The organism is Carnobacterium sp. (assembly GCF_040274425.1).
In genome coordinates this window covers 34,077-49,972 of record NZ_JBEMBC010000016.1, presented here as the reverse complement: position 1 = coordinate 49,972, position 15,896 = coordinate 34,077, and the positions used below count along the sequence as shown (strand labels likewise).

17 protein-coding genes are annotated in these 15,896 nt (G+C 32.4%); 2 read left to right on the top strand and 15 right to left on the bottom strand.

The window, feature by feature from the left end:
* The coding region (locus ABS911_RS05160) for a transposase (RefSeq protein WP_350466627.1) at window positions 1-455 on the top strand (455 nt) is incomplete at its 5' end.
* Between the two features lie 317 nt (window positions 456-772).
* On the opposite strand, the gene arr is transcribed toward ABS911_RS05160, so the two are convergent.
* Entirely contained in the window at window positions 773-1,522 is a 750-nt protein-coding gene (arr, locus tag ABS911_RS05155; protein ID WP_350466626.1) for an NAD(+)--rifampin ADP-ribosyltransferase, read from the bottom strand.
* Between the two features lie 193 nt (window positions 1,523-1,715).
* Between arr and gloA the strand changes: the two genes are divergently transcribed.
* Complete coding sequence (gene gloA, locus ABS911_RS05150) at window positions 1,716-2,096, top strand: lactoylglutathione lyase (protein ID WP_350466625.1); 381 nt, start codon at window positions 1,716-1,718, stop codon at window positions 2,094-2,096.
* A 300-nt stretch (window positions 2,097-2,396) separates the two neighbouring features.
* On the opposite strand, the gene ABS911_RS05145 is transcribed toward gloA, so the two are convergent.
* The 14 genes from ABS911_RS05145 to ABS911_RS05080 form a co-directional block, all read right to left on the bottom strand.
* Window positions 2,397-3,818: an ApeA N-terminal domain 1-containing protein gene (locus ABS911_RS05145; protein ID WP_350466624.1), complete on the bottom strand. Its 1,422-nt coding sequence runs from the start codon at window positions 3,816-3,818 to the stop codon at window positions 2,397-2,399.
* A 97-nt stretch (window positions 3,819-3,915) separates the two neighbouring features.
* Window positions 3,916-4,158, bottom strand: coding sequence for a hypothetical protein (locus ABS911_RS05140; RefSeq protein WP_350466623.1), 243 nt, complete (start codon window positions 4,156-4,158; stop codon window positions 3,916-3,918).
* Window positions 4,159-4,542: 384 nt separating this feature from the next.
* The gene (locus ABS911_RS05135; RefSeq protein WP_350466622.1) at window positions 4,543-5,454 is read right to left on the bottom strand and encodes an abortive infection family protein; all 912 of its coding nucleotides are present in this window, start codon (window positions 5,452-5,454) and stop codon (window positions 4,543-4,545) included.
* 626 nt (window positions 5,455-6,080) lie between these two features.
* A complete protein-coding gene (locus ABS911_RS05130; RefSeq protein WP_350466621.1) occupies window positions 6,081-7,727 on the bottom strand; it encodes a recombinase family protein in 1,647 nt (548 codons plus the stop codon).
* 2 nt (window positions 7,728-7,729) lie between these two features.
* Window positions 7,730-9,139 carry a recombinase family protein gene (locus ABS911_RS05125; protein ID WP_350466620.1) on the bottom strand — a complete coding sequence of 470 codons (1,410 nt, stop codon included), beginning with the start codon at window positions 9,137-9,139 and terminating at the stop codon, window positions 7,730-7,732.
* Between the two features lie 219 nt (window positions 9,140-9,358).
* Window positions 9,359-11,257 carry a DUF927 domain-containing protein gene (locus ABS911_RS05120; protein WP_350466629.1) on the bottom strand — a complete coding sequence of 633 codons (1,899 nt, stop codon included), beginning with the start codon at window positions 11,255-11,257 and terminating at the stop codon, window positions 9,359-9,361.
* Between the two features lie 73 nt (window positions 11,258-11,330).
* On the bottom strand, window positions 11,331-11,729 hold the full coding sequence (locus ABS911_RS05115) for a hypothetical protein (RefSeq protein WP_350466619.1): 399 nt from the start codon (window positions 11,727-11,729) through the stop codon (window positions 11,331-11,333).
* Complete coding sequence (locus ABS911_RS05110) at window positions 11,729-12,169, bottom strand: hypothetical protein (protein ID WP_350466618.1); 441 nt, start codon at window positions 12,167-12,169, stop codon at window positions 11,729-11,731. Before ABS911_RS05110 ends, ABS911_RS05115 begins: the two co-directional genes overlap by 1 nt.
* A 234-nt stretch (window positions 12,170-12,403) precedes the next feature.
* The gene (locus ABS911_RS05105; protein WP_350466617.1) at window positions 12,404-13,426 is read right to left on the bottom strand and encodes a hypothetical protein; all 1,023 of its coding nucleotides are present in this window, start codon (window positions 13,424-13,426) and stop codon (window positions 12,404-12,406) included.
* A gap of 105 nt (window positions 13,427-13,531) precedes the next feature.
* Entirely contained in the window at window positions 13,532-14,053 is a 522-nt protein-coding gene (locus tag ABS911_RS05100) for a DUF1643 domain-containing protein (protein WP_350466616.1), read from the bottom strand.
* A 184-nt stretch (window positions 14,054-14,237) separates the two neighbouring features.
* Window positions 14,238-14,525, bottom strand: a complete 288-nt coding sequence (locus tag ABS911_RS05095) for a hypothetical protein (protein WP_350466615.1) — start codon at window positions 14,523-14,525, stop codon at window positions 14,238-14,240.
* A 4-nt stretch (window positions 14,526-14,529) separates the two neighbouring features.
* Entirely contained in the window at window positions 14,530-15,021 is a 492-nt protein-coding gene (gene radC / locus ABS911_RS05090) for a RadC family protein (protein WP_350466614.1), read from the bottom strand.
* Between the two features lie 55 nt (window positions 15,022-15,076).
* Window positions 15,077-15,385 (bottom strand): hypothetical protein, encoded by a 309-nt coding sequence (locus tag ABS911_RS05085; protein WP_301426078.1) that lies wholly within the window; start codon window positions 15,383-15,385, stop codon window positions 15,077-15,079.
* A 117-nt stretch (window positions 15,386-15,502) separates the two neighbouring features.
* Window positions 15,503-15,808, bottom strand: a complete 306-nt coding sequence (locus ABS911_RS05080) for a DUF960 family protein (RefSeq protein ID WP_350466613.1) — start codon at window positions 15,806-15,808, stop codon at window positions 15,503-15,505.
* Window positions 15,809-15,896: the final 88 nt, after the last annotated feature.

The following is a 15,896-nucleotide window of genomic DNA, read 5'->3' as shown; positions in this document are numbered from 1 at the left end:
CAAAAGCAAAATACCAACATTGTTGTATCCATGTGTCTCGTAATATTGCTCATAAAGTACGTGTCAAAGACCGAAAAGAAATCTGTGATGACTTTAAGACTGTTTATCAAGCCAATTCAAAGGAAGAAGCGAATACCTTCTTGTCCTGTATGGTTGAGAAGTGGCAGAAAACTTATCCTAAAGTGACGCAGTCACTCATAGAAAACCAAGATTTATTGACTTTCTATGAGTTTCCGCCTAGTATTCGCAGAACCATTTACTCAACCAATCTGATCGAGTCTTTCAATAAGCAAATTAAGAAATACAGCCGCAGAAAAGAACAGTTTCAAAATGAAGAATCATTAGAACGTTTCCTAGTATCCATCTTTGATACATACAATCAAAAATTTCTAAACAGAAGCCATAAAGGTTTCCAACAAGTAACCGATACATTAGCTTCAATGTTTACTAAGTAACAGATTATTTTGCAGAAGGGCGATTTATTTACACAAACTTATTGACGCTCTCCGATTCTGTTTCTAGGATATTTGCAAAACTCCGCTCACAAGCATAACTTACTTTAATTATTCCAACTATTTATAATGTATATATACATTATTGTACTAAAATCCTAAATGATTTATATCAATAACAGCAGAAAAAGACGAAGATAAGTCATCATTTAACAATGGCTTCTCTCCGTCTTTATTAGTTTTCATTAAAGTGTATAAAATTGATAGAAAACCGTAAATGCTAACATAACCCATTCGTTGCACTGCTATGATCGTTAGTTTTAGTTAATAATTTCCCCTTTATTCTTAGCAAGTTTTTCATCCCATTCCTGTCGTTCTGAGCGAGTCAGTTTTTCCCAGTTCGTTACTTCTCCCAAAATTTTTAGCGGTTCTTGTGAACGATATGAACGTGTTAGGTTACCAGGGAATTTCTTGTCAGTTACATTAGGGTCGTTTTCAAATTCACCGATAGGTTCTATGATATAAACACGTTCGTTCCCTTCGCCTTTTGATAATGCTGCAGCAAGTCCCGCACCATTGATATTTGCTGTGAAATAGATGTGGTTCATTTTAAGATCTTTTTCGTAATTTGATTTCTTGCCCGCTGTCAGCAAATCACCAACTTGCAAATCTGCCTTTGACCCATGATAAAAGGGACCAGCGTCAGTCGGTCTACCTTGATATGAATGTGATAATTCACTATTTTTTCTAGCATTTTCAGTATCATTCGTTGCTTCATAACAGTTAGCGATAGTTAAATATAAAGTTGGATAAGCACTCTTAACATCATCATCATTAATTTTTAAAGCAAGGGCCAATGATTTTTCCATCCATTTTAACTTATCGTCGACATTATTTTGTCTTAATCCTAATTGATAAGCTACAATAAATTTTTCATAGTCGTCACTTGTTTGGTCCCATGCTTTAAGAAAAGTTTCGATGGCACCATCCAAATTCCCACTTTCTTCTAGGGCCATCCCTTTCATACAAAGCTGGATAATAGGATTACTTGGGTCAAATTTCATTCTCATCTTATTTTTCCTCCTAATTAACTAACTAACTTTTTTTTACTACTTATTATACGGATCCCTAAACCCCTCTAGTAAATTTTGTGCTTTTTGACTATTGAGGTAATAGAAAGCACTATAGAAGATAACATGGGCGTGCCTATATGACCTATTCATGCTAGAATAAAATAAGAAACTATTGGAGGATGATATTATTATGAAACAAGAACTCGTTGAGATTTGCCTGCGTGTCAGAGATATTGAGGCTACTTTAGACTTTTATACTAATCTATTCGATTTTGAAGTTGCCAGCCGCAGAGAATTCCCTAAAGATAAATTTGATTTAGTTTATCTGAATTCACCCGGTTCTTCTGTACAAATTGAACTCACTTACAATTACGATGCTGAGCCATACAATGTAGGAAACGGCTTCAGTCATTTAGGTGTGACTGTTAGTGACTTAGAAAAAATGCATGAAGTTTGTAAAGCTTCTGCTTACCAAACAGGTGATTTAAGAGGACTTTCAGGCGGCACACCCTCTTATTTCTTTGTGACGGACCCTGATGGCTATCGAATTGAAGTAAAGCGCGCAAAATAATTTTTCGAATATTTTAAATGTAAGCATGTTGGTTGTTGCCAATGTGCTTACATTTTTTAATTCTTTCTTATCATTATCCGTATTTAACTGATTAGCAAACATTCTAAACCATTTCGTTTAGATAATTTTCAATACTTCAATCGCGTACATCCCTAATGTTATCTTGCGTATATAAATCACTCTTTATCACCACTCAAGATTTCTTGTTAATTCATTACTATCTAAAAACCCCATTTACTTATGATACGGTTCTGCGTATCATATTAAGATGATAAAATTTATCTAAAATGGAAAATTATTTCATGAATGATTTTCTTCTATATCTCTTATTTCAAATCCAGTTCGAATATTATCAACTGATTCCCAGATTTTACTTCTTCTAAATTCAACATCTCCGAAGCCTAATTCATTAAGTAAATAGTATTCCAAAATTGTGGCTAATATTCTCACATAGGGAGATAATTCTTTTTCCTTTATGGATTGTTTTTTTAGTTTTTCATCGTAATGAGTGTAATAATTTCGCGTTTTAGTAATGACCTTTGGGAAGTCTTTGTAATCAACTTTTCCAGTATAAAAGTGTATTTCAAATTCTGCCAATAATAATTCAGCTAATCTACTTTCTAATGTTACGAAACTTTTTGAATTTGCTAGTAAAAACTTTCTATCTGCTCCCTTTAAAGAATCGGATCGTTTTGCTAATATAATCTCTTCAATTCTCTTTTTGTATCCTTTAATATTTCCGCCGTATATAAATCTAGAATGGTATGTTTCTAAGGCCTGAGTTACATTTAAAAATGCACGTACCGCTGAAATTTCATTTGAATAAACAATATCTAAGTATAAATCAATTATTGGTTCCAATTTATCCGCATTTTTAATATATCTAGAGAAATCACCGTATTCGTCTATATCACTAAGCTTAAACAAGTATGAAATTCTGTCTGATAGTTTTACACTCTTTTTATTTCTCACTTTTATTAAAGAGCTATTAACTTTTATCGAAATATCGTAATCAAACCCATTCTCCTCCAAAATTACTTTTGTTGGATAAGATCTAATTTCGATTAAATCTATCTCTTTCTTCATTGCTATTTCAATATATCGTTTAATTTTCTTATATTTTTCTACAAAATAATTAAACTCTTGTGGGCTTTCTGCTTTAATAATAATTGTCGGTTTTTGAGTTAAGGTGATTTTTTCAACAAGTAAAGACGTTTCAACAACTGGTAACATAGTTCCAAAGACATTATAACCAATACTAAATTGACTATTGGCGAAGATCTTTATTTCGCTTTCATTTAAATTTTCGGCTAGGCTATAATTATCGTTTATTTTATATTTAGACTTCTCTCCCCAAAGTAATACATCAGGTATCACGAAATTAACTTGGGTAAATTGATTATATTTAGTTTCTGGAATCTTAATCCCTTCAAGCATAAATGCTGCTGCATATGTAAATGTGTCCCTTGAACCGACATAACTATGCGTATTAGTTCTTATACAATTAATTAATGTAAGTTTAAAACCATTAGTGAGTTCACCAGAAATATAATCTATTTTAATTGGTAATTTAAGATAACTTAAAGGTCCACCCTTATGAAATATCTCGATATCTAACACGATACCTCCTTGTTCAGGATTCAAGTAAAGATTTCCATGATACTTCTTATCTTGATTTTCTATTTTGAAATATCCACTACCAGTAAAATTTAAACTTAACATGAAATCACCTTTCTCTTACTTTACTATTATAAATAGCCCCATATCCTTTTTTAATAGATATGGGGACTTATAAACCACAATAGTTCCTTTATTTCCCTTAATACATATTCCATTCGAAGTGATTAGGAATATAGTCTAAGTTGATTCCTTTACCTTCTAAATCCTTGTATACATCTTTTACAAATTCATCATTATCCGGTACATCAACATCAGTAACGGTTGGTGAAGAAACATAGTAATCTACTTTATACATATTTTTATCCATATCCCAAAGGAATTCGATGGTGACATTCACTTCATATTCAAAGTTTTTCTCTTCACCACTATTAAAGTTTTCCAAGTAATATCCATCCTTATTATATCTATAACTAAACTCAAAATCGTTAGTATCATCATTCTTAGAACTGCCAAATAAATTCTCCAAAAAACCCATAAGAATCAAATCCTTTCTTTTTCTTGATTTTTAACTCGTTCCTGCTTCTTTTATAATATTAAAGGGGAGGGCGATTTACCACGTTCTCCAATTTTGCTTTCTATTTTCTTTTTCAAGTCTTATTAGTCCGACACAAAAAACATATTTATTTTACGGCGTGCATAAAAAAACTCTTCAATTTAATATATTCTTGTCAAACAAAATACTTGATAGATTGCGTTGATGTCTCTGTGCTTATTTCCTTAATAATATTAACTTAAACTTATAATTTAAATTCTACAAATAAACTATTCAAAAATCAGACTTCTTTTCTTGATAGGTTTCCCATATGAAATAAACTATAGTAGTTGATGTTCCTACTGCTAATCTTGCGTATCTAGCAGGAAGGGATACAAAAGTTTTTGATTTTCCATGGCCATCACCAAAAATATTTCTTAACTCGGCCATACTTTGTGGGATTGCTCCCAAGTTTCCTAATAGTTTTGCCGCTATTTTCCCTGATGAGTCATCTTTCTCTTGAGTTTTAGAAGATAATCCTAGCTCTTTCATAACTCGTTTTAATAATGGAGTGAAATCCATTTTATTATCATAATCAACTTTTAATTCATCTAAAATTGTTTTTGCGCAGGATTCTAACAGTTCTTTAGATTTACCAATAGCTATATTAGGATTTTTTTCTACATTTTCCAACATAACTGATATTTGAGAATCAATATATTCTGAGCTAAATTTCACTTTTATTTGCTCACTATAATTTGTAATTACCTTTGAAGTTTTGATTGATGTTATTTTATACACTGGTCTACCACTTAACGTCTCATCCACATTTAGTTGAACATTATCATAATATAATATAGTATTTATTTTATTTAGATAGTCCTCCCAGTTATCCTTATCATCCCTAACATTTGGATTGAATATTTGTTCAATGAAATTGATAAATAGTTCTTCATCTCGTAAAAGTTTTAATCTATCATCGTAAAACACCCAATCTACTTCCCAATCATTGTTATTTACAGTATGTTGACGAATATCTTCTGTCATATTATTAAATCTGCTATCATTGCTAGATAAATCTTCTAAATTAGTTATTCGGCTTAAAAAACTAATTTCACTTAACCTCCCATGGTAATAAAATTCGCAGTTATTACGTCCTAGGGTTAAAATATCTATAATATCTCGTTTTGAAATTTCAGAAATCAAATTCTTCTCTCCCTTCACGCTTCTATCTAAAACGTTCTCATAATTCTTTTAATCAGTATGACTTCTTGCTACAGATTTGGTTAAATTATTCCATAATGCTTAGCCTCATAGGACAAGTCAGTCATTACGTAATCAGTAGACTGAATCTAGCAGATTAATCCGTTAGTCATACACACAAACCTTGATTCATTTCATTGTATCATTTTTTTGCGGCATGATAAGTCTAAACTTTCCCTCCCTATGGTTTCTGGTATCCCGCTGTCTTTATTTTAACGTCTATATTTTCCCCGGTAACCCGTAATTTTAGTCGATAAGAGGCCAATTTTTATAGACTGTTTAGGTTTTTATCCTTTTCAACTTAGTTTAGATACTATAAATAAATTTAAGGGAATACGGGATAGAATGAACAATTCATTGTTATCATTCGCTTATTATGATCCCGTTTGACTCCCGCTATCTCTAGGATAGCGGATAGCTGTGGGATTTCTTTAAATATAAGGGCTAGAAAATCAAAATTCCCTCACAAAAATTGATCATCACCTCACTAGAATCTGAGCAAATAAAAATAACAACACTAGGAGGGAATATTTATTCTTCTAGCACATGCACATGTTACCTATTTTATTTTATAGAATAAGATAGGTATTTTTAGACAAAATAATAGAGCCCTCATCCTCTAACGAAGATGAAGGCTCTATTTCAAAATTGTTGTTTAACTTTATTAGTATTTCCTTATTAAAGACTAGATGAACGTTTACTTCCTTTGTAGATTTATTGAAAGTAATTTTATCAATAAATGTCTTGTAGATTTCCTTTAGTTCTTTTTTCTCTTTATCCTTTATAGCTATACCAAGTAAGTCCAATACTCTTTGTGTTTCTTTCTTAGAAATTGACTTCCTCGTTTGATTTAACCTGTTTTCCATCTCTCGTTCTTGATTTAGGAGCTCATAACGATTATTTTCTAATTCTTTTATTCTAACATGTAAATCTTCTGCAATCTCAGGAGCGTGAGTTATTAATTCTAAAAACCGCTGTATATTTTTTTCCGTTATCTCAATTTTAGATAGAATACTTTTACGATTTTTCTCGAATGGTTCCTTTTCTTCAATCATTTTTTTGTTCATGTTCTCTATAACGGCATCTAAAACCTCTGATTGTTGTATGACTGCACTTAGTTTAGAAGCAACTTGTTCTTCTGCTACATCGGCTCTTATACTATTTGCATGACATACTGCTGCACCTTTATTTCTAAATTGGCTACAGCTATAATACCGGATTACCTTCTTAGTCCCATCTTTCAATTTATTGGTAACATTGTTTATAACCATAGGTGAACCACACTCAGGACACTTTAAAATCCCCGTTAATATACTTGCACCTTTATGATTCCATGCAGGGTTCTTACTACTCAATGCTAGCTTACCTTGTACCTTTTCCCATAATTCGTTATCTATGATCCCTTCGTGCTTACCATCAACTATAAAGACATTCTTACTTAGGCCATTTCTCCTCTTATCTGACCATTTCTCATATTTGTTATATCTTATTTTACCAATGTAAACGGGGTTCTTTAAGATATCCCTTATAGCTACGGAACTAAAACTGTTACTAAATTTTGTTTTATAGCCTATTCGATTTAGCTGATTTGCAATAGAACGATAGCCTTTTCCCTTTGCTGCTTCATGAAAGATGAGCTGTATGATTCCAGATTCTTTTTTATTAATAGCTAGTCCCTTTTTCTCATTAGAAAGTTCAATATTATCAAATCCAAGAGGAGCTTTTCCAGATATCCAATACCCCTCATGAGATAGCTTTGTCATGCTTAGTTTAACGTTCTCAGCGATTTGATTCCGTTCCATTTCATTCGTTGCAGCCATGATTTGGAGCATAAAGCGACCTGATGATGTATCTACTTGAAACTGCTCACTAATACTATAAAAGGCAATATTCTTTTTCTGTAGCAGATTAACAATCTCCAATAAGTCTACTAAATTTCTAGCAACTCGACTTATTTTCCATACTACAACACAATCATAATTCCCTTCTTCGGCATCTTGCAATAATCTTTGCATCTCGTCTCGTCCTTTAATGGATTTACCACTCTTTCCTCTATCTGCGTAAACGAACTTTAAATCTAAGTTCTCTCGCAAACAATACTCTCTAATTGTTTGCGTCTGGGCATCAAGAGAGTAACCTTTCTCTGCTTGTTCTGTCGTACTTACTCGAATATATCCAACCGCTCTCTTCTTCTCAATAGTTCCTGAATTCATCATATTTATTCAACCTCTCTCTCTAGCATACTTAAAACGTTCTTATCCATTCCTTTTAGGTAAAGACCAGTAAGCATCTTATATTCATTCACAACAATACGATCTATAATTTCTTGAAAAAACTGGTACTGCAACACAGTTGGCATAGCTTCTGGCTCCCCTAACTGCTGCATTCTTCTACTCAAATCTTTAACATCGACTATATTAGGTATTTCTTCAGTTGGTAATTTTAAAGACTGCTTATTTAAATAAGCAATCTCTTCTCTTAGTTTTTCTTGACTCAACTTTCCAAGCTCAAATTCACAAAATAACAATTGCTTATCTTTAGCCTGTTGTTGTTTATCAAGAGTCTTACTTTTTTTGATGTGTTCAATTTTCCGATCTACACTTACTCCTATCTGCTCCAAAATAGTCGTATTCAATAAAAAGCTCATGATGTCTTTTACAACCTCTGCTTCAATCTTTCTAGTGTTCAGTCGATATCCTCTACATACACTTTTTCCGTTAGCTATATAAGAAGAACAAGTATAGTAATAAATTTTGCTTAATTTGCTTAGATCTTGCGCATATTGAATAGTCAGTGCTTTATTGCAATAAGGACATTTTATTTTTTTTACTAGAAATGATCTTCTCCAGTCTTTGCGCATAAGTTGTTTACTCTCTCTAATTCCTTTTGCCTTCTCAAACAATTGAGGAGAAACGATGGCCGTATGTTGTCCTTTTACAATTCCAAAATGATTATCGATTATCCCCGTATATACAGGATTGATTAACATATTTCTTATGTGACCACTATTAAACATCTTTCCTTTAAACGTGACCTGCTCTGCATTTAAAAGGTTACTTATTTTTCTATATCCGTATCCTGTTAAATACAATTCATAAACCTTTTCGACTATCTTAGCTTCTACAAGGTCAATTTCCATTAACTTATTTTTGTATTTATATCCATAAGCTACATGAGCAGACAACGCCAGTCCTTGGCTATGTTTCTGCCTATTTCCTTCTAATTTATTTTCTCGTAGAAGTTCACGTTGCATTTCTGCAACACTACCAATTACTGAAATATGAAATCTTGTCATAGTTTCTGTAGTAACATTGATTGGATCAGCTATACTGATAATCTTAACTCCATAGCTTTGGCAAAAATCATAAAACTTAAGCATATCTGATGTGTTTCTGCTAATCCTATCCATTCTCCAAACATATAAATACTTAACCTGCTTCTTTACAAGCAATTGTTTTAACAGCTGTATTCCTTTTCTATCTAAGTTCTTACCACTAGCCTTATCTGAAAAGACATGAGCTATTTGATGATGTCTTTTTTCAGCTTCTTTTAGTAAAACGGATTCCTGTGCTCCTAAGCTTTTTTGGATTTTAGTAGACTGTCTAACATATCCTACTACCTGCTCCATAATAAACGATGTCCCATGTCACTACCACGAGACACCTTCCCTCCTCTTACCATTGGTTTTTATACAAATGCAATTCATAACTCCTTAGCCATTATTCTTTATTTGCCATCAGCCTCATCTCTTTCAATATACTTATATTGAAAGATCGATATCAACTGCTCTGCTACTGTTTCAATAAATACTTTCATTTTCTCATCTTGCATCTTTTCTCCTCCTTTTTCACAACTCAAAATCTTGCTCATCAATTGTTTGCAAATCTTTTGTATCTATTCTTTTTGAAGCATTATCAAATGACATAGCTTTGAAACTACTAGCTATAGGTATGTTTTCCTGTCTTGACAAGTTTAGTAATAGGTCATGGTATTCTTCTGGAATCTCAAAAGTGTAGGTCGTTACACGCTCTTGTTTCCCATCTATAGAAAGCAGTTTACGAAGTGTGAGTCGGTCACCCTCAGTTTTTAAAATATTTTTTCTTTGCCATTCTTTAATTACAATTTTTGCGTCTTGATAGTTTAGTTCTTCCATCATTGCTGCAAATTGATTCGTAATAATCGCCACTTCAACTATCTTTTTACTGCCATTTAATTTTATCGATAATTTACCCATCACTTCATAAGGGGTATGACTAGAATTTTCCCGTAATAGTTTTGATTGATTGGCCACCAAATACTGAGATACATCATCAAGCGCTTTTGTTGCCATATCTCTGGAGTCAAAATTCTCTCGATCGTTTTCAATGAGAAAGTTTTGTAATGCTGGAATATCAATATCTAATATCTCTAGCTTCTTAAGCAAGCTCGCTGTTGTTGTAATAGCTGCAAGCTTAATCGATATCCTTTCTGAAGTATCCGACTTAGGAATTTCAGAAAGGATATTTTTCCTTTGTAACTTGAATTCCTCGTCCACGCTATCCAACCCAGAAGCCAATAGTTCACTTACAAACAGAGGTAATAAGTGGCCATAATTCCTATTGGTTGTTTGCTTGATCATTTCTGACTGTTCAGCCGACTCTGTCCAAGCAACGTGAGCAAACTCCAAAATTCTCACACGTAATCCTAGGTTATTGTCCAAACGATTGAATATTGAGACTTCCCCGTTACTAATAATAGTTGTGGCCCATTCAGCTATTTCTCGCTGTGATCCATCTTTCCTTAATCGAGACTTTTGCCTACCTTCTGTCATAGAGTATAAAAGAGATGTTAAGTTTTTACTGCTTGACATTGAGAGCTCATCAAATGCTATAGGTATACCCTTGACATGATCTAAATGGCCAGTTATCCCATTTTGAGTGCTGTTCCACGACTTTAATAAGCCGTTGTCTCTAGATGTTGGATTGCCAGCGACGGAAAGAGCTAGCATTGTCATTGTGGTCTTACCTTGACTAGACTGGCCCGTAACGTTAACGAATAGTGTTTTTAGATCGTCATATGTTTTAGTTAAATATGCTATCACGGGTGCAGAGCACCCCAATACAACAGCAAACTCTAGAGGTGTCTTGCCTCTAATGAACCTCTCATAAGTATTCATCCATTCGTTTAAGGTCCCTTTTGGAGTTAGATTTAGTTTAGCTGAATCAGCTAGCCTGTATTCTTCTAGGGTTCCCTTTGAGGAAATAGCATTAGCATGTAGAAACACCTGTTGTTCATTAACTTCTGACCAGCCGTAGTGGTTGTAAGTGTTTAATACTTTTGCATAACCTCTAGTTTTAATTAGCACCTCTGACAATTCCTTCTTATTTCCAGCATGGACATCAATTCCATACTTCATTAAACTTTCAATTCTCATACCTGTTAACGCTTCTCCTGAAACAAGAACATGGTCTATTTTACGTGAGCTAGATCTATAATATTCGATTTCGTAATTTTCTGTATTTAAAGAAATATCGTGATTTATAGTTGAAATACGTACATAGTCAGCTAGATTTACATAGTCTTTACCCTTCTTAATTGATACTCCTTCTGTAGGGCTAATAATATACCTACCGAATTTAAGCGTCTCAGGGAGATGCTTATCCTGAGACGTAGCAACACTTTCCTCTACTAAAGAATTTTTCTCGACCTGCTGTACTGAACTTTGAAAGCTTAATTGATCTCTTGCTGCTGTATTGATTGGCTTCATTCTCTTCACTCTTTTATCCTCCATTTATATTAAAGAAATTGCTGATAGATAGACATAATGATTGAATTGGTCATCATTTAAGTGACATCACAACAATGTTTTCGAACTTCGTCTCGAATCTTCTTAGTTTTTTAACATAGCGAGGTCTAACACTTGCCATTACAAGTGCTCCTTTTAAATCAACGAGATTGACAGAACCGTCTGTATAGATTGGCAACGAGGAACCGACCCACCGAAATAATTTTTCATAAGGTGCCTTTTGATTAGCTCTAACTGACGGAAGTAGACAATCTACAATAGAATTATTTATTTCAAAAAGTAAATTATTACTATACGTTTTTTTCATAAGAAAGCGAATTTGGATTCGCTCATCTGGTAATACGCTGATATATAAGACTTCTCCTATAAAATGGACTAATTCATCGTTCTTCTTGAATAAATAGTCACTTTTTTTCATTAAAAATTGCTCCATTATTGCTTTCCCTCCTCTTCGAGATCTTGTTCTTCATTGCCAATATAAATAAGATTTAATAGATTGAAAAAAGCATGATCATTTCTTGAATCAACCTTTTTTTGAATCGTAATAAAAAACTCACGATTAATTAGCTCGGTTAAATCAACCAGACCATTTTCATATTCATTTAATTGACTGACTGATTCTAGCAGACGCGTATATGCATACGGTGCTCGACTTTTGGCATACTCAGGTGAAGGTAATCTACATACATAGAGTGATTGTATTTCAGGTATTCGATATCCGTATACGTCCCCTACGCAAAATTCTAGTATTAAATTCCGATATTGATCTTCGGTAAAATATATATTCTTTAGTTTTGCTATTGCGTGCATCCTCTTGTCCTCATCTTTGGTGAAATCATATTTATTGATCAAAATTTGATTTGAATTACTCATCTGATATGCCTCCTTTGTTATTGTGAAAAGCAATTTGCTTTACTCCTAATATTCTATCAATCTTTTTTTTGACTCCGTAGGCCTATCTGACCTCAATTTTGACCACTCGATAATACTAATACTTTTTATATTCTTGAAAGTTAAATTAGACAAAAAAAAACCAGTATAATCATTAGAGACTATACTGGTTTCAAACTACTATTAATATTGAATGTTTGTTTCGTAAAGTCTTAATTATAATGGAAATTTTTCATTGATTTTTTTAACCATCCTCTTATCTTCTTCACTCAGCTTTGCTAACATATCCTTTAGTGGATTCATATCTTCTCGTTTTTTATATTCAAGAAAGTCCTCTAATTGAGAAGAATTTGCCCATTGATTATTTTCTTTTATCTTACTTTCATATTCATCTGAAGATTTAAATTCGAATAATTCTTTAACTACATTTTTCATTATTTGAATATCATTTTCGTTCAATTCATGCATGACTTCATTTAATTCTATATATCTTTTAAATCTTATTTTTGGTTTGTCTCCCCATGAATGCTTTTCTAATATAATTAAATAATGTTTCAATTCAGGCGATTCAAAAATTTTATTAAATGAAAGAAATTCTTTGTGAAAGAACTCTAAAGCCTCTTTCATGTGTTGCATTACCTCAATGAATTCGCTACTTTTACATGAGTCTAATTTATTAATAGTGCTGTTTAATATATGGTTTAGATATAAATCTCCTACTAGCTGATCTCCATTTTGCTCAATAATATCAGTCTTGATACTTATCCCCTCTGTACTTCTTGTTAAAACTTTATTCAAGTCACTGAGTATACTAGTGTATTGATAGATGGTATCTCCTAGCTTACGTGTATAGAGTGAGTTATAAGATACAAAAATAATTAGTAAAAACATTAATGGTTTTGAATTAACCTCCCATTGATGCGTCTCTTTAGGGGTTTTATTTTTTATAATATCTATACAGTTATTTTCTAATAAACACTGCTCAAGTAGAGTTACCCCCCAATCTTCTTCAAAAATCAGTTTATAAGCTGTAGGAGAATATGCTAACAACTCAATAGTGGATGCTAAGACATTTTTTAATTGTTTACGTCTAGATGCGCCTCCATCAGCCCAATTTGTATATTCATTAGTGGATGTTATAGCTTTTCCTCTTTGTCCTTCTACTATCTTTTCTTTAACATAATTCGGGTTTCGTTTTGGTATAAAAAAGGCAAAATCATATAAACCTATAATTTTCATTTCTATCCCTCCTAACTGAATTATTATGCAAAAACTAGTTATAATCAAGTATCTTCTAGAAAAGGTTTAACTGTCCTGGAGTCCTTTATAATAATTGATTCTTAACTACCCATTTTTAAAAGGTATAAGATTCCACTTTGTCCGAACCTTACTAGTCAATGGATGATAATAGTTAGTAGAATGCTCATCACTTAGTATAAAACATTTTTTCTTTTCTTTATTTAACTTTTCTACTAATTTTTCTACTCTTTCTTTTACTATCCTATTTTTTTGGGGCAAGCTACCCCATGCAAAGATAATTTGCTTTGATTCCTTTGCACATTCTAGTATCAATTTGTCATTCTCAGTATTATTTGCTTGTTTAAACTTTTTATTCGCACTATCTGCTATTCCTATCATTGAATATAAATTCACACTAAAAAAACCACCAAATCCTTTAGTATATAATTGATTGGTAATTAACATTTGAGTCGTATCTGACAGAATAAGATCAGCTTTTCCAGGATAGAGGGTAATTATAGTCGCTAGTGGTTTTTTTGTATCCCATACCTTCTTCAATACATAGCGATGCTCGTGATTATCTGATTCTATTACATCCACTTTAACTGTAGCATTCATATTTATCATAGCGCAACTCTCCAATCTAGAAAGGTTTCTATTATAACAATTGCAATATTCATAAATAGTTGTAACATTCTTTTTTTCATTTTGTCAGCTCCTCAACTTAGTTCTTTTTTTAATAACTTGGCCATTAATTTTAATCCATCTAAAAATATTCTCAATAATTTTTCATCCATCATTTCACCTCACACTAATTGAATGGCTTGCTGTACACTAAATAATCATCTCTTATAATACCAACAAGCTGCCACTTGTTATTTTCTGCACCAGCAATAATGTATATGACATATTCTTCCATATTATAAAAATGAACCAATAACTCTTCACCTGTTTGTAACTCATCAAAATACTCCGGTAGCAAATCTGGATCTAGTTCATCTCGTCCTAATAGGATGCTCTCATATCCAAAGTCAGCTACTTCAGCTACAACATCAAACTGCTCTTTTAATAAATCAATTACATATGGCATGTTATCCATAACTTTATCCCTCCGTTCTAAAATTACCTCTCTCTTTTAAAGAAATATAAGTATCTTCGCCAATAATTAGATGATCTAACAATCTAATGCCCATTAAATCTCCTGCCTCTTCTAGTCTTTTAGTCATCATAATATCTGCTTCGCTTGGTTCTGGATTGCCTGATGGGTGATTATGTCCCACCATAATAGAAGCAGCATTACTAAGTATAGCTGGTTTGAAAACTTCTCTTGGGTGTACGAGTGAAGAGTTTAAACTTCCAATGTGACATATATTCAAAGATGTCGGCTGGTTTTTAGTGTCTAAACACATCACAATAAAATGCTCTCGGTCTACATCTCCTAAAAATTGTTTCATTAGATCAAATCCATTCTGAGGCGAGTGAACTGTCCGGTTTTTATATAACAATGACCCCTCTTTTACCATTTGGATTTTTACAATATCAACTCTTTTCGCCGCTACTTTCTTATTCTCTGTAATTACCATCTCTTGTTCCATCGTTTTTTTCCTCCATAATCAATATTATCTATGATTTATTAGATCTCCGAGCTCTTTAACTATCGTTTAATACTTCTTCATATATTTTCACACCATCTTTTAGGCAATATAAAAAAAGTGGATAGCTTGTATCGGCATCTGAGGCCACACAAACCATCCACTCTATTTCATTTATCAGACAAGTATATGTTTCAAATAAAACTAACTCGGTTACTACCTCAATTAAATCATCGGATATTTTTTCTTTATTAAGTTCATCTTTATAAAGTAATTGTGACTCTTCCTTTATTTGATTCTCACATACATTAATATTATATTTGGTAAATAGAAACAAACTAAAATTTTCCTTTCCAAAATAACACATTTCAATCCCTCCTCAACTTTGTTTTAGTATTACTTTATATACTTTTATTTTGCTATTTTAATATTACTATCAATTTCATATTGATTTTTCATTTCATATACATCCTCCTTTAAATGGTTAGTAGTCTTCCGGAAACAACATTGTTTGATACTCCACATCATCAATTACCCAAATAGTTTTACTTATAAAATCTTCCATAATGATTGGTAAAACTGTTTTATAGCTTCGCCTAGGCTTTTCTTGACTATGTCTGATCTCTTGACCCGCGTCAGTAATGTTCAATTCAAACTTTTGGAGATAATCCATTTCATTACCTTTCTTCACTTGATCGTCTATTAATCCCCACAAAATTAATTGCATCTTTGGAGATAAAGTATTATCAATACTCCTAGTAACGTAACGATTGTTCTTTGATTGAAACATATCTCATCCTCCTTTCATTTATTATTTTAGGCAAAAAGAATAGACCAAAATCCATATTTAGGATCTTGGTCTTCTTAGTTCTCTTAGT